The organism is Streptomyces sp. NPDC005303 (assembly GCF_040607335.1).
In the GTDB taxonomy this organism is placed as follows: domain Bacteria; phylum Actinomycetota; class Actinomycetes; order Streptomycetales; family Streptomycetaceae; genus Streptomyces.
In genome coordinates, this window is record NZ_JBEXGM010000027.1 from 87781 (window position 1) to 106437 (window position 18657).

Genomic DNA, 18657 nt, shown 5'->3' on the forward strand with positions numbered 1-18657 from the left:
CGGAGGCCGATGCCGTCCCGGGGGTCCGCCTGCTCCGTTACGAAGTCGTCCAGTCGCCCTGTACTTCGACCTTGCCGTTGAACACCTGGGCGTTCTTGATCAACGCGGCGCTGATCTGCGCACCGGACCTGCCCTGGGCGGCGACGGCCTCGTCGACCAGCCGCCGCATCTCCGTCTCGAACCCGGAGTCGAGCAGCATGTGCGCGGCGAGCTGCCGCTCCAGCTCCTGCTGGGCGCCCTCGTCGTCCGGAGAGCCGGTGACGCGGTCGAGCGCGCCCTCGGCGTCCGCGTTGCCCCGGAACCGCGCGCGGATCCGCTCGATCAGGCGCGCGCCACCGGCCCAGCCGGAGCGGCCCGCCTCCTGGCCCGCCGTCTCCAGCGCTCCCTTCACCACGAGAGCCACACCCGCCGCCGCGACGGCCGTCACCGGATCCATTGCATATCCCCCGAATTTCCCGCCTGAACAGGCATGTCAATGTAGGGGAGCGGCGAGGGGCGTGTGGTGCTTCTTTTCACATTGGCCGAAAGCCGCTGAACCTTCTCTCCGTTCGGCACGTGAAGCGCGTTCTGCCAAGGGTTTGCCCAGGCGGGCGAGTTGGCCTGAATGCGGTGGGTGGGCGCAAAGGGCGTGGTGGCGGACGACTGCGGGAGTAATCGCCCGTGATGTCAGACCCGGCCGTTAGGGTCGGGGATCATGAGAATGCTGCACACTTCCGACTGGCATCTCGGCCGGGCGTTCCACCGGGTCAACATGCTCGGGGCCCAGGCCGAGTTCATCGGTCACCTCGTCTCCACCGTGCGGGAGCACGGGGTGGACGCGGTGGTCGTGTCGGGAGACGTGTACGACCGCGCGGTGCCACCGCTCGCCGCGGTCGAGCTGTTCGACGACGCCCTGCACCGGCTCGCCGACCTCGGCGTGCCCACGGTGATGATCTCCGGGAACCACGACTCCGCCCGCCGTCTGGGGGTCGGGGCGGGACTGATCGGGCGGGCCGGCATCCATCTGCGGACCGAGCCGACGGCGTGCGGGACTCCCGTGGTGCTCTCCGACGCTCATGGTGACGTGGCCTTCTACGGTCTGCCCTATCTCGAACCCGCCCTGGTGAAGGACGAGTTCGGCGTGAAGAAGGCGGGCCACGAGGCCGTGCTGGCCGCCGCCATGGACCGGGTCCGCGCCGACCTCGCGACGCGCGCGCGGGGGACACGGTCCGTCGTCCTCGCCCATGCCTTCGTCACCGGCGGTGAGGCCAGCGACAGCGAGCGGGACATCACCGTCGGCGGGGTGGCCGCGGTGCCCGCCGGTGTCTTCGACGGCGTCGACTACGTGGCCCTCGGGCATCTGCACGGCAGCCAGACCATCACCGGGCGCGTGCGCTACTCCGGCTCCCCGCTGCCGTACTCCTTCTCGGAGACCGACCACCGCAAGAGCATGTGGCTGGTCGACCTGGACGCCGACGGTGCGGTCACCGCCGAGCGCGTCGACTGCCCGGTGCCGCGGGCGCTGGCCCGGATCCGGGGGACGCTGGAGGAGCTCCTCGCCGATCCGCGGCTCGTGCCGCAGGAGGAGGCCTGGGTGGAGGCCACCCTCACCGACCCGGTCCGCCCGGCGGAACCCATGGCCCGGCTCTCCGAGCGCTTCCCGCACACGCTCAGCCTCGTGTTCGACCCCGAGCGGGCGCCGGACGACCCCGATGTGTCCTACGCCCGGCGGCTGGCCGGGCGCAGCGACCAGGAGATCGCCGAGGACTTCGTGGCCCATGTGCGCGGTGCCGGGCCCGACGAGCGTGAGCAGGCCGTGCTGCGGGACGCGTTCGACGCCGTGCGCGCGGACGAGGCCGTGCGGGAGGTGGCGCGGTGAGGCTGCACCGGCTGGACATCACCGCCTTCGGACCGTTCGGCGGCTCCCAGACCGTCGACTTCGACGAGCTGTCGGCGGCAGGACTGTTCCTGCTGCACGGCCCGACGGGCGCCGGGAAGACGTCCGTGCTCGACGCCGTCTGCTACGCCCTGTACGGCTCGGTGCCCGGGGCCCGGCAGAACGGCCAGGGGACCGCGCTGCGCAGTGATCACGCGGCCCTGGGCACCCGCACCGAGATCCGTCTCGAACTGACCGTCGCAGGGCGCCGGTTGGAGATCACCCGGCAACCTCCCTGGGAGCGCCCGAAGAAGCGCGGTACCGGTACCACGCTCGACAAGGCACAGAGCTGGCTGCGCGAGTACGACGCTCCCGACGGGACCTGGAAGGACCTGAGCCGGTCCCACCAGGAGATCGGTGAGGAGATCACCCAGCTGCTCGGCATGAGCCGCGAGCAATTCTGCCAGGTCGTGCTGTTGCCCCAGGGCGACTTCGCGCGCTTCCTGCGAGCCGACGCCGAGGCGCGCGGCAAACTGCTGGGACGGCTCTTCGACACCCACCGGTTCGCCGAGGTCGAGAAGCGGCTGGCCGAACGGCGCCGCGCGGCCGAGGCGCAGGTGCGCGAGGGCGACGCGGCACTGCTGGCCGACGCGCACCGCATGCAGCAGGCGGCCGGCGACGCCATGGAGCTGCCCGAACTCGCGCCCGGCGAGCCGGGGCTGGCCGAAGCCGTCCTCAGTGCGGCCGCCGTCGCCCGCAGCACCGCCCGCGAACAGCTGACGATCGCCCACTGCGCACTCGGTGCCGCCGAGTCCGCCCAGGCCGCCACCGAGCGCGCCTTGGCCGACGTACGCGAAGTGGACCGGCTGCAACGCCGGTTCGCCCAGGCGCGCGAGCGGGCCGCGCTGCTGGAGGAGCGGGCCGACGGCTACCACCAGGCGCGGGCCCGGATGGAGCGGGCCCGCAAGGCGGAGGCGGTGGCGCCCGCACTGGAGTTGCGGGAGGCGGCCGAGGCCGAGCACCGGCGCGCCGCGGCGGCCGAGACACACGCGCGTGGGCTGCTGCCGGCGACCTTCACCGACGCGGGCACCACCGGACTCGCCGCCGCCGCACGTCGGGCGGCCGAGGAGCTGGGCGGTCTGGACTCGGCCCGGCGCGCCGAGCAGCGGCTCGCCGAACTCGTACGCGAACGCGCCGGGTTGGACAGTGAGGAGCGGTCCGACGAGGACGTTCTGCAAGAGGCCGGGGCCTGGCTGGCCGGGTGGGAGGAGACCCGCACCGGTCTTCAGTACGCCGTCGACTCGGCCCAGGAGGCGGCCACCCGCGCCGAACAGCTCTCCGTGCAGCGCGAGCCGGCCCGCAAGCGGCTCGGCGCCGCTCGTCAGCGCGACCAGTTCGCCCGGGACACCGACGACGCCCAGCAGCAGGTCATCGACGCGACGGACCGGGCGCTGAAGGCCCGCGCCGACTGGCTGGACGTCAAGGAGCGGCGGCTGAGCGGTATCGCCGCCGAGCTGGCGGCACAGCTCACCGACGGCGAGCCCTGCGCGGTCTGCGGCGCCGCCGAGCATCCCGCCCCCGCCCGCAAGGACGCCGGACACGTCGACCGGGAGACCGAGGAGCGCGCGCTCGCCGCCTCGCAGCGCGCCGACGAACAGCGGGCCGAGGCCGAGCGGCGCCTCGCCTTCGTCCAGCGCGCCCTGGCCGCCGCCCAGGGCGAGGCCGGAGACACCTCCACCGAGGAACTCGCCGTCCAGGTGGACGACTTGGAGCGCGAGTACGCCCAGGTCCGCACCCTGGCCTCCGCGCTGCACACCGCGACGGAACAACTGCGGCAGGCCGAACGGGAGCGGGAACAACGGCTGACCGCCCAGCAGGAGGCCGCCGTACGCACCGCCACCCGCGGCGCCCGCCGGGACGCCCTGGACCGGGAACGAACCACCCTGGAAGCGGAGTTGGCCGAGGCGCGCGGTGCCGCCGACAGCGTGGCCGCCCGCTCCGCCCAGCTGGAGCGGCAGGCCGCGTTGCTCACCGACGCCGCCGACACCGCGCGCGTCGCCGAGGACACCGCCCAGCGGCTCAAGGATGCCGACGCCCGGCTCGCCGACGCCGCCTTCAGGGCCGGCTTCGACACCCCGCAGGCAGCGGCTGCCGCCCTTCTCGACGATGCCGCCCACCGCGACCTCCAGCACCGGCTGGACGCCTGGCAGACCGAGGAGGCCGCCGTACGAGCGGTGCTCGCAGAAGCCGACACCGCCGAGGCTGCCCAGCAGCCGCCCGCCGACGTCCTCGCGGCCGAGCGGGCCGCCGCCGACGCGGGCCGCCGGGTCCGCGAGGCCGCTTCCGCCCGCGACGCGGCCGCCAGGCGCTGCGCGGAACTCGACCGGCTCTCCGCCCGCTCGGCCACCGGCCTCGGACGGCTGGCGCCGCTGCGCGAGGAGTACGACCGGGTGGCCCGGCTGTCCGCGCTCGCCGCCGGCACCTCCGCGGACAACGAACGCAGGATGCGTCTGGAGTCCTATGTGCTCGCGGCCCGCCTGGAGCAGGTGGCGGCCGCCGCGACCGCACGCCTGCAACGCATGTCGTCGGGCCGCTACACCCTCGTCCACTCCGACGACCGCACGGGCCGCGGCCGCAGCGGACTCGGACTGCACGTCGTCGACGCCTGGACCGGACGCGAGCGCGACACGGCCACACTGTCGGGCGGCGAGACCTTCTTCGCCTCGCTCGCCCTGGCCCTCGGTCTCGCGGACGTCGTCACCGACGAGGCGGGCGGGGTCCGGCTCGACACCCTCTTCATCGACGAGGGCTTCGGCAGCCTCGACGACCAGACCCTGGACGAGGTCCTCGACGTCCTGGACTCACTGCGCGAGCGCGACCGCAGCGTCGGCATCGTGAGCCACGTGCCCGATCTGCGCCGCCGTATCCACGCGCAACTGGAGGTCGTGAAGGGGCGGACGGGGTCGGTGCTGAGACAGCGCGGTGGAGGCTGAGGCCCCACGTCCCAGGTGCTCAACGCCCCAGGGGCCGCCGGGGGAGCGGGGAGGAGTAGACGACGCTCGTGGTCACCGAGCCCAGCGTGCCGATCTTGCCCGACACCTCCTCCAGGTGCCGCATCGAACGGGCGGCGACCTTGATGACGAAGCAGTCGTCGCCGGTCACATGGTGCGCCTCCAGGATCTCGGGCGTCACGGCGACCAGGTCGTGGAAGGGCTTGTAGTTGCCGTTGGGGTACCGGAGGCGGACGAACGCCAGGATCGGCAGGCCCAGCCGGTCGGGGTCCACCACGGCGGCGTACCCCTGGATGACCCCCGCCTCCTCCAGCCGCCGCACCCGCTCGGTGACCGCGCTCGCGGACATGGAGACGGCACGGGCGAGCTCGGCGAAACTGGCCCGGCCCTCCCGCTGGAGGACATCGAGGATGCGCCAGTCGGTGGCGTCCGGGGAATACGCGGTCATGCCCGAGAAATAGCAGGGGAATCCCCGGCCGGGCAAGACCGGTGCCGTGGAATCCCCCTTCAGGTCGGTGATCACCGGCCGTAGATTTCTGGTCATGACGACAACCCAAGCGCTCACCTCGAACCCCGTCCTGCGCGTCGCCCCCGCCGCCCCGGCCGAGGCCGCGGCCTACTTCCGTGCCGGCCTCGTCTTCCACGCCGACGTGTCCGACGTCGCCGCGGCGCTCGCCGGGGACGGCGATCCCGGCTTCGTGGTCCTGGACTCCCGCTCCACCGCCGCCTGGGACCAGGGCCACATCCCCGGCGCGATCCATCTGCCCACCGCGCTCGTCCCCGAGCAGTCCGAACAGCTCCTCGACAGGTCCGTGCCGGTGGTGACGTACTGCTGGGGGCCGGGCTGCAACGGGGCCACCCGTGCCGCGCTCGCCCTCGCCGAACTCGGCTACCAGGTCAAGGAGATGCTCGGCGGCTTCGAGTACTGGGTGCGTGAGGGCTTCGCGTTCGAGACCTGGGAGGGCCGCGAGCGGCGCACCGCCGACACGTTGACCGCCCCGGCCGACTCGGAGGACTGCGGCTGCTGAGTCCTGGCGGAGGCCCTGGGTTTCCTGTGCAGGTGCAACCCTGAGGTTCCTGTGCGTGTAGGTTCTGGCCCATGGTGCGATACGCGGAGCCGGGCGCGGTGGAGTGGGTGGAGTCGGGCGGCGGTCCGCTCATAGCGGTGCCGGAGACGGTGCTGCCGTTCTGGGCGGGCGCCGACGGCGACGAGACGGCCTCGGACTACGACCGGGCCTGTGAAGTCGACGGCCGTGTGGGCCTGTTGCCGGTCGGCGACGCGGCGGCCCTGGTTCTCGGGGACGAGCCCGCGTCGACCTCCTACCTCCCCGACCACGACACCTTCGTACGGTGGTGCGCCGCCGACTCCGAGGACGAACTCCTCGCCGAAGTCCCGACCGCCCTCGCCACCGCCGTCTGGGAGGACGGGGTGAGCTGGACGGTACCCGGCCCGGTCGTCCTCTTCGACGCGGCCTGGCCCGGCAACGACGCGGTGAACACCGACCACTTGAAGGTCTCGCTCGCTCCCGGCCGGTACGCGGTACGCGCCGCCGACGTGCGGCCCGGTCCTGAGACCTGGCTGGGGCTCGTGCAACTGCGCCGGCTCCCGGACTGAGCCGTCGTTCCCGTGCGCGACGCCGGCGTGTGAACGGCTGCGGCCGGTGACCGACTTGGACCACGGGGGTCCGAGTCGGTCACCTGATCCCGAGCGTCAGAGCCGCGCCAGTTCGTCCACCAGGTCGTCCAGTCCCAGTGAGCCCTGCGACAGCGCCGCCATGTGCCACGCCTTCAGGTCGAAGGCGTCACCGTGCCGTGCGCGGGCCTTCTCCCGGCCCAGCAGCCAGGCCCGCTCGCCGAGCTTGTAGCCGATCGCCTGGCCGGGGATCGTGAGGTAGCGGGTCAGCTCGCTCTCCACGAAGTCCGCCGGACGGCTGCTGTGCGTGCCGAAGAACTCCTGCGCCAGTTCGGGCGTCCAGCGCTCACCGGGGTGGAAGGGGGAGTCCGCCGGGATCTCCAGCTCCAGATGCATGCCGATGTCGACGATGACCCGGGCGGCCCGCATCATCTGCGCGTCGAGATAGCCGAGCCGCTGCTCGGGGTCCGTGAGGAAGCCGAGTTCGTCCATCAGCCGCTCCGCGTACAGCGCCCAGCCCTCGGCGTTTGCGCTCACCCCGCCCACCGTGGCCTGGTAGCGGGAGAGGTTCCCCGCGACATGCGTCCACTGCGCGAGCTGGAGGTGATGGCCGGGGACGCCCTCGTGGTACCAGGTGGAGACGAGGTCGTAGACCGGGAAACGGGTCTGGCCCATCGTGGGCAGCCAGGTGCGGCCGGGGCGCGAGAAGTCCTCCGAGGGGGCCGTGTAGTACGGGGCCGCCGCACCGCCGGGCGGGGCGATGCAGGACTCCACCTTCCGCACCTGCTCGGCGAGTTCGAAGTGGGTGCCGTCGAGCGAGTCGATCGCCTGGTCCATCAGGCCCTGGAGCCAGTCGCGGACCTCGTCGACGCCCTCGATGTGCTTGCCGTGCTCGTCGAGGTGGGCCAGTGCCACCCACGGCGTCTCGGCGCCGGGCAGGATCCTCTCGGCCTCCTGCTTCATCTCGCCGAGCAGCCGGTGGTACTCGGACCAGCCGTACGCGTACGCCTCGTCCAGGTCGAGGTCCGTGCCGTTGAAGTAACGGGCCCAGCGGGCGTACCGCTCCCGGCCCACGGTGTTCGGGGCGCCCTCGATCGTCGGCGCGTACACGTCCCGCATCCAGTCCCGCAGCTCCACCACCGAGGCCGTGGCGGTGCGGGCGGCCTCGTCCAGCTCCGTGCGCAGTGCCTCGGGGCCGGCGGAGACGAAGTCCTCGAACCAGCCACGGCCGTTGCCGTCGGTGTCCGCCCACTCGGTGAGCTGCCCGACGAAGGTCGCGGTCGGCCGCGGCGCCGCGTACAGCTTGCGTTCCAGACCGAGCGCGAGGGACTCGCGGTAGCCCGCGAACGCGGCGGGTACGGCCCGCAGCCGTTCGGCGATCGCCGCCCAGTCCTCCTCGGTCCCGTTCGGGGTGACGGTGAAGATCTCGCGGATCGAGTGCGGGGGCGTGGCCATGTTGCCGACCGCGCGCAGGCCCTCGTCGGCCTCGTGCACGGCGAGTTCGGCCGTCAGGCGTTCGCGCAGCAGTCGGCCGCACCGGCGCTCGATGTCGCTGTCCGCGCCGGGCTGCCGCTCGGCCTCGTCGAGCTTCGCGAGCGTGGCCCGCTGCAACTGCGCCAGCGCCTCCTGGCCCGCCGGCGAGGTGTCGGGAAGCTTGCTCGAACTCTCCTCCACGCCCAGGTAGGTACCGGTGATCGGATCGAGGGCGATGAGCTCGTCGACGTAGGCGTCGGCGACCTGACGGGGCAGCGGGTTCTGAGTCTCAGACATGCGGTCCATCCTCATACGGAGACCTCGCGGGAGTCACCCCGATTCCGCTGTCGGCGTGGCAGGCGGAAGGAGCGGCCCGCACTCCCACTGCTGGAAGATCAGCCGGGTCTCCACCCGGGCCACCTCGCGCCGGGACGTGAACCCGTCAAGGACCAGCCGCTGCAGATCCGCCATGTCCGCCACGGCCACATGTACGAGGTAGTCGTCGGGCCCGGTCAGGTGGAAGACGGTCCGCGACTCCGGCAGCGCCCGGATCCGCTCCACGAACGGCCCCACCAGCTCCCGCCGATGCGGCCTGACCTGCACCGACAGCAGCGCCTCCAGGCCCCGGCCCAGTTTCGCCGGATCCAGCCGCAGCTGATGCCCGAGGATGACGCCCGAGCGGCGCAGCCGGGTCACCCGGTCCAGGCAGGTCGAGGGCGCGACACCGACCTGCGCGGCGAGGTCGCGGTAGGTGGTCCGGGCGTCGTTCTGCAGCAGCCGCAGCAGGTGCAGGTCCACCGGGTCCAGTACGACAGATTCGGCCATCGGCCGAACGTAGCACGGGCTTCGCCCCGGGAACGCCGGTCGGTGTTCACCCTTGCGGGCATGGACTCAGCGCGCACCTCCACCGCCTCCCGTACCCCGCTCAGAGCTCTGGCCACCGAGGCCGTCCACGCCGGCCGCGACGACCTCGCCCGCCAGGGACTGCACGCCCCGCCCATCGACCTGTCGACGACCTACCCGTCCCACGACAGCCGCGGTGAGGCCGCCCGTATCGACGCCTTCGCCGCCACCGGCGCCGAGCCTGAGGGCCCGCCGGTGTACGGACGCCTCGGCAACCCGACCGTCGCCCGCTTCGAGACCGCCCTGGCCCGCCTGGAGAACACCGAGTCCGCGGTCGCCTTCGCCAGCGGCATGGCCGCGCTCACGGCCGTCCTTCTCGTACGGGCGTCGCTGGGCCTGCGCCACGTGGTCGCCGTACGCCCCCTGTACGGCTGCAGCGACCACCTCCTGACCGGCGGACTCCTCGGCACCGAGGTCACCTGGACCGACCCGGCGGGCGTCGCCGACGCCCTGCGCCCGGACACCGGCCTGGTCCTGGTCGAGTCCCCGGCCAACCCCACCCTCGCCGAGATCGACCTGCGGGCCCTCGCCCACTCCTGCGGCTCCGTCCCCCTCCTCGCGGACAACACCTTCGCCACTCCGGTGCTCCAGCGGCCCGCGGAACAGGGCGCCCGCCTGGTGCTGCACAGCGCCACCAAGTACCTCGGCGGCCACGGGGACGCGATGGCGGGGGTCGTGGCCTGCGACGAGGAGTTCGCCGGCCGGCTGCGACAGGTCCGCTTCGCCACGGGCGGCGTCCTGCACCCCCTCGCCGGCTACCTCCTTCTGCGCGGCCTGTCGACCCTCCCGGTCCGCGTCCGCGCGGCCTCCACGACCGCCGCGGAACTCGCCCGCCGCCTCGCCGCCGCCCCCCGGATCACCCGGGTCCACTATCCGCGCATCGGCGGCGCGATGATCGCCTTCGAGGTCGACGGCGACCCGCACGAGGTGATCGACCGGGTCCGTCTGATCACCCCGGCGGTGAGTCTGGGCAGCGTCGACACCCTCATCCAGCACCCGGCGTCGATCAGCCACCGCATAGTGAACGCGGACGACCGCCGGGGCGCCGGAGTGAGCGACCGGCTGCTACGGCTGTCGGTGGGTCTGGAGGACGTGGAGGACCTGTGGGCAGATCTCGACACGGCACTGCGGGGCCCCGTCAGGGGCGCGGGGAGCCGCACGACAAGCCACGGCGCACCCGCACCCGACGACGAGGCCGGCACCCCTACGGTGCTTCGGCCCTGCTGACCCCGATCGCACCGTCCGTCTCATCCGCCGACGCGTCCAGCCGAGCCGTGATCACCAGGGTTCCCTCCTCGATCTGGTAGTCGAGGGGGAGCTCCAGCCCCCGCATCGCGGCGACCATCCCGGTGTTGGACGACTGCGTCACGGCGTACACACTCTCGCACCCGGCCTCGGCGGCCATCGCGACCAGCCGTTCCAACAGCTCGCCCCCAATGCCCCGGCGCTGCCACGCGTCCTCGACGAGCAGTGCCACCTCGGTCTCGTCCCCGTCCCACAACAAATGCCCGAGCCCCACGATCCGCCCCGACGCGGTCTGCACGGCGAGGGTGCGGCCGAACCGCGGGCTGAGCAGGTGCTTCAGATAGCGGTCGGCGTCGCCGACCGGCCCGTGGTACCGCATGCTCAACGTCCGCGACGAGCACCGCTCGTGCATCGCCACCGCGGCTTCCAGGTCCCCGGTGTCGGCCCGGCGCACGGTGATGTCGTGGCCTTCGGGCAGCGTCAGTACGTCCTGACTGCGCGGCACCCGCGGACCGAGCCGGGCGTCCAGCTCGACCAGGGCCCGGGCCCGGGCGAACTCCGTAGGTGTGAACGGCAGGTACGGCCGCTCCACGGTGATCACTCCGCCTTCCGGCGCCCGCAATCGCATCACGGTGTCCTCCAGGGCTCCTTCCACGGGCACCCCCTCCGGCCCGCGGCCTCCTCCCAGCGGAACGGCCGGCAGCGACCGGATGGTGCACCGGCCCAGCAACTGCCGCAACGCGAGCGGAAGTTCGGCCGCGTCCAGCGCGGTGCGGGTGGCGAGGCCGAGGACCCGGGTCGGGGCGTCCACCAGGTCGTGCGCGTCGCCCCGCTCGATCCAGGTGTCGGCACCGCCGGCCCGCGCGACGGCCCGGGTGATCTCGGAGCCCTCCAGCGCGCCGGGAGCCCGCAGCAGGAACTCGTCGACCGTGCCGTCGCCCAGCGGGTGGGTCTGCAGGCTGAGGATGTCGACCCGGTGCGCGGCGAGCGCCGTGCAGAGAGCGGCCAGCGAGCCCGGTTCGTCCTTCACCGTGGTGCGCATCCGCCACAGCGTGCTCTCCGCGGCCACCGGGTCCGAGGCCCGAGACTGGTCGGACGGCCCGGCCTGCTCCCCCTCGGGCAGCGGCCGGGCGCCGGTATCGCCCGTCGGTGGCGCGTGGCCGTGGCGCCGTGCCCACCAGGTGTGGAATCCCGCCGTGGCGGCCAGGGCCACCGCCGAGATCACCAGCAGCGCGGTGCCGTCGGGGCCGTGCCCGATCAGGTTCGCCACGGTGTCGGCCACCGCGACGGCCGTGAACAGCGCCGCGAGTTCGATCACGTCGCGCCGCCAGTGGTGCACCGGGCGACCGTGTTTCGCACGAGTCACATCAGACATGTCACGAGTCATGCAGCCACTGTGGAGGAACGGTGTTGCGTGATCACGAACGCATTGTGACTGAGCGGTAAAGTGTGGGTCCGTACGGTTTATACCATTTTCAACTGTTCACGGGTCGCGCATCGGGGGATGACGCCGGTGCGCGACCGCCCTTGAGGGTACGGGAGCTACTGGCCCACCCGGCCCGGCTGGAGCACCTGTGTGAACAGCACCGTGCCGTCCTGTTCGCGCAGACGCACCGTCAGTTCGCCGCTGTGGCCGTCGATGTCGACCTCGCCGAAGAACTGGTAGCCGCCGGCGGGGGAGACGTTCGCGGCGGTCGGCGCCTTCACGAACACCCGCTCGGGGCCGAAGGTGCCGTCGAGCGCGCTGGCCGGGAAGGCACCCGCGTTCAGCGGACCCGAGACGAACTCCCAGAACGGCTCGAAGTCGGTGAACGCGGCCCGCGACGGCTGGTAGTGCTGGGCCGAGGTGTGATGGACGTCGGCCGTCAGCCACACCGTGCCGGTGATCCGCCGGTGCTTGACGTACCGCAGCAGCTCGGCGATCTGGAGCTCACGTCCGAGCGGGACGCCGGGGTCACCCTGCGCCACCGCCTCGATGTTCGCCCGGCCCTCCGTGGCGTCGGGCACGACCAGGCCGAGCGGCATGTCGGAGGCGATCACCTTCCACACCGCCCGCGAGCGCGACAACTCCCGCTTGAGCCACTCCAGCTGCTCCCGGCCGAGGATGCCCTGCGGGTCCACGGTCTGGTCGTCGGGCGAGTTGGCGTTGCGGTACGTCCGCATGTCCAGCACGAACACGTCGAGCAGCGGCCCCTGCCGCAGGACGCGGTACACCCGGCCGTCCCTGGCCCCCGGCCGCAGCGTGGAGATCGGGAAGTACTCGCTGAACGCGCGCCGCGCCCGGCCCGCGAGCACGTCGACGCTCTTCTCGGTGTAGCGGGTGTCGGAGTCCAGGATTCTCTGGCCGGGGTACCAGTTGTTGCGCACCTCGTGGTCGTCCCACTGGATGACGGACGGCACCTGGGCGTTGAAGGCCCTCAGGTTGTGGTCGAGCAGGTTGTAGCGGAAGTTGCCACGGAACTCGGCCAGGGTCTCGGCGACCTTGGACTTCTCCTCGGTGGTGATGTTCCGCCAGGTGCTGCCGTCGGGCAGGGCGGCGGTCGCCGAGATGGGGCCGTCGGCGTAGATGTTGTCGCCGCTGCACAGGAAGAAGTCCGGGTCCAGCTTGGCCATGGCCTGGTAGATGGTGTAGCCGCCGAAGTCGGGGTTGATGCCCCAGCCCTGCCCGGCGAGATCGCCGGACCACAGGAACCGCACTCCGTCACGGCGTCTGGGGGACACCGTGCGGAAGGTGCCGGTGACCGGCTCGCCGGTGCGGCGCGGGTCGTCCGGGTCGGCCAGCAGCACGCGGTAGTGGATCTGCTCGCCGGAGGGCAGTCCGCGCAGCCGGGTCGTCCCCGTGAAGTCGGTGTCCGCGCCGAGCAGCGGGCCGTGCCATCTGCGCGGGTTGCGGAACGACTCGGTCGCGGACGTCTCCACGATCATCCGGGCCGGACGGTCGGAACGCACCCACACCAGACCGGAGTCGCAGGTCACGTCTCCCGTCTGCACCCCCCAGCCGGCCCCGGGGCGTCCGGAGAGGGCGAAGGCCGGCGCGCCCGCGGAGACCGCGGGAAGAGTGAGGGCCGCCGACGCGGCCAGGGAGCCGCGCAGAACGCTGCGGCGGCCGGGGAACGGACGGTGGGACATGAATGCGCCTCCAAGGACGGGATCCGGCCAGTGTGTGATGCCACACCTACTGGGGCGCCGCAGCGCACACGGAAACCACGGGTGAACAACCGGCCGCGGGAACAAGGGAACCCGAGTGCCAAACGTGCGGCTCAGTCCCGGGCGGCCTCGGCCATCAGCCGTACGCCCTCCCGGATCCGCGCCGGGGACAGGTGCGCGTATCCGAGGACCAGACGCACACCCGGCGCCTCGTCGGGCTCGGCACGCGCGTGAGCGTAGTCCGTCAGCGGACGGACGGTCACACCTGCCGCGCCGAGGCGCGCGAGGACCTTCTCCTGGGGGCCGTACCGGTGTGGCAGTGCGGCGATGACATGCAGCCCGGCGGCGATCCCGGACACCTCGGTGCCGGGAAGGTGTTCGTCCAGTGCGGAGACCAGCGCGTCGCGCCGTTCCCGGTACGCGCGCTGGCAGCGGCGCAGTTGGCGGTCGTAGTCGCCGCGCTCCACGAACCGGGCGAACAGCGCCTGGTCGATCGTGGGATGGCCGAGGTCCATGGTCCGCTTGCGCTCGACGACCTCGTCGGCCAGCACCTCAGGCACGAGCAGCCAGCCGAGCCGTAGCCCGGGAGCGAGGGACTTGCTGACCGATCCCGCGTAGGCGACCCGGTCCGGGTCGAGTCCCTGGAGCGCCCCCACGGGAGCCCGGTCGTAGCGGAAGTCGCCGTCGTAGTCGTCCTCCAGGACGAAGCCGCCGACGGAACGCACCCAGTCGAGCAGTTCCGCGCGCCGCCGCGCCGAGTAGGAGATTCCGGTGGGGAACTGGTGGGAGGGAGTCACCACCACGGCCCGCACACCCGCATCGCGCAGACGGCCGACGGAGATTCCGTCTTCGTCGAGCGGCACGGGAACGGTGGTGACACCCGCCGCCGCGTACAGGGCGTCGTGCTGCGGGCTCCCCGGATTCTCCACGCCGACCACCCGCAACCCGCGCGCGTGGAGCGCGAATCCGAGCAGCGTCGTCGCCTGCGCCACACCGGAGACGACCACGATCCGCTCCGGATCGGCGACCACACCCCTGCGGCGCGTCAGCAGTTCGGCCAGCGCGGCACGCAGCCGGGGCAGCCCGCGCGGGTCGGGATAGCCGAGGTCCTGGTGCGGCAGCTCCGCCAGCACGCCCCGGTGGGCGGTGGCCCAGGCTGCGCGCGGGAACAACGACAGGTCGGGCGTTCCCGCGACGAAGTCCGCGCGGGTGCCCGGAGTACGCGGGGCCAGGTCACGCGCACGTGGCCGGGCCGCCCGCACGGCACCGCCGACCCAGGTGCCGGCACCCCGGCCGCTGCGCAGATAACCCTCCGCCGTCAGCTGCTCGTACGCCTCGGTGACCAGCCCGCGCGACACCCCGAGGTCGGCGGCCAGATCCCGGCTCGACGGCAGCCGCGTCCCCGGCACGAGCCGCCCCGACCTGACCGCCTCCCGCAGGGCCGCCTGAAGGGAACGGCCACGCGTGCGTGCGGGCGCGGAGACGGCGGGCAGGAGCAGCTCCCAGGCGGCGGACCCGACGGGGTCGTCGGGCGGCCGTTGCTCCGGATTGGTCCCCGATGACGTCATGCCACTGGACCTTAAACCGGACCGCGACCCTTCCTAGCGTCGTTCTCCATGAACGCCACCACCACGCGCGGCTCCCTCCTCGCCACGCTCGCCTGCGTCCTCGTCGGAGCGTCCTTCACCGCCAACAGCCTCCTGGGCGACTACCCGTACGCGGGCGGGCAGTCCCTGCGCTACGGCCTCGCCGCGCTGCTGCTGGCTCCCCTGGCGGCGCGGGGCACGGCGGCACGGTTGCGCGCGCTGGAGCCCCGGCAATGGACCCTTCTCACACTGCTTGCGGCCGTGGGCATGGTCGGCTTCAATCTCGCCGTCATCGCCGCCGAACGCACCGCGGAACCGGCCGTCCCCGGCGTCTTCGTGGGCTGCGCCCCTGTGCTGGTGGCCGTCCTCGTCCCGCTGCTGGACGGACGCCGTCCGGGGGGCCGGGTCCTGCGGGGCGCGTCGCTCGTGGCCCTCGGCGCCTTCGCCGTCCAGGGCTGGGGCCGTACGGACGGGGCGGGCATCGCCTTCTCGGTGTGCGCGCTGGCCGGTGAGGTCGGCTTCGCGGTGCTCGCGGTCCCGGTGCTGCGGCCCCTGGGCCCACGGCTGCTGTCCGCCACCGTCTGCGCGGTCGCCGCCGTCGAGGCCGCGGTGGCCGGACTCCTCCTGGACGGCACCGCGTGGTTGCGCCGCCCCGACCCGGCCGAGGCGACCGCGCTGCTGTGGCAGGCGGCGGTCGTCACCGTCGTCGGCTTCGTGTGCTGGTACATGGGCATGCAGCGGATCGGCGCGGAGCGCGCCACGCTGTTCTCCGGCCTCATCCCGGTCGCGGCCGCCGGTACCGCGCCCCTGGTCGGCACGGGCTCCTACGGTGCCGCCCAGGCCGTGGGCAGCGCCCTGGTCGGTGCCGGAGTCGCCCTCGGATCAGGGGCGTTGAGCCGGAGGCGGAAGGCCTCAGCGGCTGCCGTCGAGGATGACCCGCGCGACCAGAGCCGGGTCGTCGTTCATCGGGCAGTGGCCGCAGCCGGGCAGCCGCACGAGCCGGGCCCGGGGAATGATCTGCTTGGCCCGCACGCCCTGCCGACGCACGAGCAGCATGTCCCTGGTGCCCCAGGCGACCGTGACGGGCAGTCCCGGGACGTCGTCGCCGAACTGGACGGCGGTACCGGCGCGGAGCGTCTCGTCGAACCCCGTGGCCTGCGCGAGGGCGAGCGTCTCGGCGACCACGGCCTCGGGTGAACGCCGGGCCGGGCGGGCGTAGATGGTGCTCGTGAGCATGGTGCGGCCGGCCGCGCTGCGCGCCAGCCGCTCGACCAGCGGCAGCGGCAGCCGCCGGGAGATGTGCCGCATCGCGAGCAGCACCCCGAACGCGTAGCGCCGCTCGGCCCCCGACCAGAACCCGGCGGGAGACAGCGCGGTGACGGACCGTACGAGCTTCTCGCGGCCCAGTTCCAGGGCCAGCAGCCCGCCGAGGGAGTTGCCCGCCACGTGCGGTCGGTCCAGCTCCAGCGCCTCGCAGAACGCCCCGAACACGGCCGTCGTGGTGGCCAGGTCGTACGACAGCCCCTCGGGCAGCCCCGGCGACGCGCCGAACCCCGGCAGGTCGACGGCGATCACGTCCCGCTCGGTCGCCAGGATGTCCACCACCGGGTCCCAGGCCTGCCGGTGGTGGCCTATGCCGTGCAGCAGGAGCAGCGGCTCGCCGCGCCCCACGCGCGCGTAGGAGACGGTCACGGGCTGCGGCCCCCCGGCGGAGGGGACCTTGAAGGAGACGGTGGCGGACATGAGGGCTCCTTGACGGCGACTCACGGGGCTGAGGCGGTGACGCACGGCGGACGCGTCGTAGACAGCTTGTCAGCAATTGCTACTGACGGGTAGACCCCACTGGCCGGCAGGGCGCGCCGCACGCCCATATCGCCTGGACACCGACCGGCGTCTGCGTTGGGATGACTTCGTGGCCACTGACACTGAGACCGATGTCTTCGAAGAACACCGTCCCGTCCTGATGGGCGTCGCCTACCGGATGCTCGGGCGGGTCACCGACGCCGAGGACGTGGTGCAGGAGGCCTGGCTGCGCTGGTCGGCGGCCGACCGCAGCGACGTGCGTGAACCGCGCGCCTACCTGGTCCGTGTCACCACACGGCTGGCCATCGACCGGCTGCGCCAGGTCAAGGCGCGCGGCGAGACGTACGTCGGCCCCTGGCTGCCCGAGCCGTACGAGACCGACTTCGGCGACACCGTCCCCGACACCGCCGAACAGGCCGTCCTCGCCGACTCGGTCTCCCTCGCGGTCCTGGTCGTCATGGAGTCGCTGTCACCGCTGGAGCGGGCGGTGTTCGTCCTCAGGGAGGCCTTCGGCTACCCCTACGCCGACATCGCCGCCATGCTCGACCGCGGCGAACCCGCCGTACGGCAGCTCGCGGGGCGGGCCCGCCGGCACGTCGACGAACGACGGCCCCGCTACGACGTCGACCCGGTCCGGCGCCGCGATCTGACGGAGCGTTTCCTCGCCGCCGCGGGCGGCGGCGACCTGGAGGGGCTGATGGCGCTGCTCGCCCCGGACGTCCGCCTCGTCGGGGACAGCGGCGGCAAGACCAAGGCGCCGCTGCGGGTCCTGGAGTCGGCCGACCACGTGGGCCGCTTCATCGTCGGGGTCGCCGGAAAGGGCGTCCCGGACATCACCTGGCGCTTCCTGGAGCTCAACGGCGGGCCCGCGGTGCTCGTCCTGTCGGGCGGAAAACCCGACTCCGTCTTCCAGATGGACGTCCTGGACGGCCGCATCCAGTCCGTCTACATCATTCGCAACCCGGACAAGCTGCACACCCTGTCTGCCGCCTGAAGGCCTCATTAACGCTGTGTGGCTTGACGTCCGCGCGCCCCGCAGAGGATCGAGGATTGGTCTTGACCAAGGGTGGGGGTCGCCCTATGGTCGCAGAGAAGTGCAACAACCTTTAATAAACAAGGGCGCTAAAACGCCGCGGGACCACGGCGATTGCGGAGGACAGGGTGGGGACCACGCAGCTCGAATCGGTGCCGGAACCGAAGTACTGGCATCTCAAGACGGTGCTCAGTGAGGCACTGGACTCCGAATTCTCCGTGGGCGAGATCCTGCCCAACGAGCGCGATCTCGCCGCCCGTTTCGGCGTCGCCCGCGCCACGCTCCGCCAGGCCCTGGAGCAACTGGAGCTGGAAGGCAGGCTGCAGCGCCGCCGCGGTGTCGGCACGACCGTCGCCCCGCCGCGCGTGGGAGTGGCCGTCGGCACCGAGCAGCACGCCTGGCCCGGTGCGGCCGGCGACGACTGGCAGACCGTCGACTGCGCCGTCGCGGTGCCGCCCGCGTCCGTCGCCGATGCGCTCGGGACCGACCGCGAGCAGCCGGTGCACATCGTGCGCCGCTCCCGTGTGACCCACGGTCAGCCCGTCGCCGCCGAACTGCTGTACATCCCCGAGGTATCGGTGCCGGAGCTCTCCGCCATAGACGCTCCGTCCGGGGCGGCACGCGCGCGTGCCGTGCTGCGCGAACTGCAGCGCCTGGAGCTGGAGAGCCGGGAGAACGCCGTCGAGCTCGGCTCGGCCCGCGCCGACGACGCGAAGGAACTGGACCGTCTGCCCGGCGCCCCGGTGCTCGTCGTCACCACTCGCTACCTGGCCGGCGGCGGCACCGCAGCGGTCTCGGTGGCCACCTACCGCGCGGACACCTGCCGGCTGACCTTCGGGGACTCCGGCGCGGTGGAGATCCACGAGGGGCCGGAACGCCGGGCCTCCTGAACGGTACGGCGGTGCCCCGGCAAGACGACCCTGGCCCGCTCGCTCCTGGGACTGCTCCCGCCGACCGCGGGACGGGTC

General features: G+C 72.8%; 15 protein-coding genes and 1 pseudogene. 8 read left to right on the forward strand and 8 right to left on the reverse strand.

Going from position 1 to position 18657, the window contains the following annotated elements:
• Positions 1-37 precede the first annotated feature (37 nt).
• Positions 38-436 carry a hypothetical protein gene (locus tag ABZT93_RS30330; protein ID WP_356110725.1) on the reverse strand — a complete coding sequence of 133 codons (399 nt, stop codon included), beginning with the start codon at positions 434-436 and terminating at the stop codon, positions 38-40.
• Positions 437-694: 258 nt separating this feature from the next.
• Here ABZT93_RS30330 and ABZT93_RS30335 point away from each other — a divergent pair, with 258 nt between their 5' ends.
• Together ABZT93_RS30335 and ABZT93_RS30340 are read left to right on the forward strand one after the other, a co-directional pair.
• Complete coding sequence (locus ABZT93_RS30335) at positions 695-1858, forward strand: exonuclease SbcCD subunit D (protein WP_356110726.1); 1164 nt, start codon at positions 695-697, stop codon at positions 1856-1858.
• A complete protein-coding gene (locus tag ABZT93_RS30340) occupies positions 1855-4848 on the forward strand; it encodes an SMC family ATPase (RefSeq protein ID WP_356110727.1) in 2994 nt (997 codons plus the stop codon). Before ABZT93_RS30335 ends, ABZT93_RS30340 begins: the two co-directional genes overlap by 4 nt.
• 19 nt (positions 4849-4867) lie before the next feature.
• Here ABZT93_RS30340 and ABZT93_RS30345 read toward each other — a convergent pair whose 3' ends face one another.
• Positions 4868-5314, reverse strand: a complete 447-nt coding sequence (locus tag ABZT93_RS30345; RefSeq protein ID WP_123987747.1) for an Lrp/AsnC family transcriptional regulator — start codon at positions 5312-5314, stop codon at positions 4868-4870.
• Between the two features lie 94 nt (positions 5315-5408).
• Here ABZT93_RS30345 and ABZT93_RS30350 point away from each other — a divergent pair, with 94 nt between their 5' ends.
• On the forward strand, positions 5409-5894 hold the full coding sequence (locus ABZT93_RS30350) for a rhodanese-like domain-containing protein (RefSeq protein ID WP_356110728.1): 486 nt from the start codon (positions 5409-5411) through the stop codon (positions 5892-5894).
• A 71-nt stretch (positions 5895-5965) separates the two neighbouring features.
• Entirely contained in the window at positions 5966-6481 is a 516-nt protein-coding gene (locus tag ABZT93_RS30355) for an immunity 21 family protein (protein WP_356110730.1), read from the forward strand.
• 96 nt (positions 6482-6577) lie between these two features.
• Here ABZT93_RS30355 and ABZT93_RS30360 read toward each other — a convergent pair whose 3' ends face one another.
• Together ABZT93_RS30360 and ABZT93_RS30365 are read right to left on the reverse strand one after the other, a co-directional pair.
• A complete protein-coding gene (locus ABZT93_RS30360; RefSeq protein ID WP_356110731.1) occupies positions 6578-8269 on the reverse strand; it encodes a DUF885 domain-containing protein in 1692 nt (563 codons plus the stop codon).
• A gap of 33 nt (positions 8270-8302) precedes the next feature.
• Positions 8303-8797, reverse strand: a complete 495-nt coding sequence (locus tag ABZT93_RS30365; protein ID WP_020122341.1) for an Lrp/AsnC family transcriptional regulator — start codon at positions 8795-8797, stop codon at positions 8303-8305.
• A 60-nt stretch (positions 8798-8857) separates the two neighbouring features.
• On the opposite strand from ABZT93_RS30365, the gene ABZT93_RS30370 reads away from it, so the two are divergent.
• The gene (locus ABZT93_RS30370; protein WP_356110733.1) at positions 8858-10102 is read left to right on the forward strand and encodes a PLP-dependent transferase; all 1245 of its coding nucleotides are present in this window, start codon (positions 8858-8860) and stop codon (positions 10100-10102) included.
• Here ABZT93_RS30370 and ABZT93_RS30375 read toward each other — a convergent pair.
• From ABZT93_RS30375 to ABZT93_RS30385, 3 genes are all read right to left on the reverse strand, one after another.
• Positions 10080-11459 (reverse strand): GNAT family N-acetyltransferase, encoded by a 1380-nt coding sequence (locus ABZT93_RS30375; RefSeq protein ID WP_356110735.1) that lies wholly within the window; start codon positions 11457-11459, stop codon positions 10080-10082. The genes ABZT93_RS30370 and ABZT93_RS30375 overlap by 23 nt on opposite strands.
• A 203-nt stretch (positions 11460-11662) precedes the next feature.
• Positions 11663-13249 (reverse strand): alkaline phosphatase D family protein, encoded by a 1587-nt coding sequence (locus ABZT93_RS30380; RefSeq protein ID WP_356110737.1) that lies wholly within the window; start codon positions 13247-13249, stop codon positions 11663-11665.
• Positions 13250-13380: 131 nt separating this feature from the next.
• Positions 13381-14835 (reverse strand): PLP-dependent aminotransferase family protein, encoded by a 1455-nt coding sequence (locus tag ABZT93_RS30385; protein ID WP_356110739.1) that lies wholly within the window; start codon positions 14833-14835, stop codon positions 13381-13383.
• Positions 14836-14883: 48 nt separating this feature from the next.
• Here ABZT93_RS30385 and ABZT93_RS30390 point away from each other — a divergent pair.
• Positions 14884-15720 (forward strand): annotated as a pseudogene (locus ABZT93_RS30390) (DMT family transporter); the annotation flags it as partial.
• A 45-nt stretch (positions 15721-15765) separates the two neighbouring features.
• Here the strand turns inward: ABZT93_RS30390 and ABZT93_RS30395 are convergent.
• Positions 15766-16596 (reverse strand): alpha/beta fold hydrolase, encoded by an 831-nt coding sequence (locus tag ABZT93_RS30395; RefSeq protein ID WP_356110741.1) that lies wholly within the window; start codon positions 16594-16596, stop codon positions 15766-15768.
• A gap of 169 nt (positions 16597-16765) precedes the next feature.
• Between ABZT93_RS30395 and ABZT93_RS30400 the strand changes: the two genes are divergently transcribed.
• Entirely contained in the window at positions 16766-17650 is an 885-nt protein-coding gene (locus tag ABZT93_RS30400) for an RNA polymerase sigma-70 factor (protein ID WP_356110743.1), read from the forward strand.
• 167 nt (positions 17651-17817) lie between these two features.
• Positions 17818-18579, forward strand: a complete 762-nt coding sequence (locus ABZT93_RS30405; protein ID WP_356110744.1) for a GntR family transcriptional regulator — start codon at positions 17818-17820, stop codon at positions 18577-18579.
• Positions 18580-18657: the final 78 nt, after the last annotated feature.

Bases quoted from the DNA above. Each gene is read 5' to 3' on its own strand.
- ABZT93_RS30385 (WP_356110739.1), bottom strand. From the start codon at position 14,835: ATGACGTCATCGGGGACCAATCCGGAGCAACGGCCGCCCGACGACCCC.
- ABZT93_RS30360 (WP_356110731.1), bottom strand. From the start codon at position 8,269: ATGTCTGAGACTCAGAACCCGCTGCCCCGTCAGGTCGCCGACGCCTAC.
- ABZT93_RS30335 (WP_356110726.1), top strand. From the start codon at position 695: ATGAGAATGCTGCACACTTCCGACTGGCATCTCGGCCGGGCGTTCCAC.
- ABZT93_RS30365 (WP_020122341.1), bottom strand. From the start codon at position 8,797: ATGGCCGAATCTGTCGTACTGGACCCGGTGGACCTGCACCTGCTGCGG.
- ABZT93_RS30395 (WP_356110741.1), bottom strand. From the start codon at position 16,596: ATGTCCGCCACCGTCTCCTTCAAGGTCCCCTCCGCCGGGGGGCCGCAG.
- ABZT93_RS30370 (WP_356110733.1), top strand. From the start codon at position 8,858: ATGGACTCAGCGCGCACCTCCACCGCCTCCCGTACCCCGCTCAGAGCT.
- ABZT93_RS30380 (WP_356110737.1), bottom strand. From the start codon at position 13,249: ATGTCCCACCGTCCGTTCCCCGGCCGCCGCAGCGTTCTGCGCGGCTCC.
- ABZT93_RS30355 (WP_356110730.1), top strand. From the start codon at position 5,966: ATGGTGCGATACGCGGAGCCGGGCGCGGTGGAGTGGGTGGAGTCGGGC.
- ABZT93_RS30330 (WP_356110725.1), bottom strand. From the start codon at position 436: ATGGATCCGGTGACGGCCGTCGCGGCGGCGGGTGTGGCTCTCGTGGTG.
- ABZT93_RS30350 (WP_356110728.1), top strand. From the start codon at position 5,409: ATGACGACAACCCAAGCGCTCACCTCGAACCCCGTCCTGCGCGTCGCC.
- ABZT93_RS30345 (WP_123987747.1), bottom strand. From the start codon at position 5,314: ATGACCGCGTATTCCCCGGACGCCACCGACTGGCGCATCCTCGATGTC.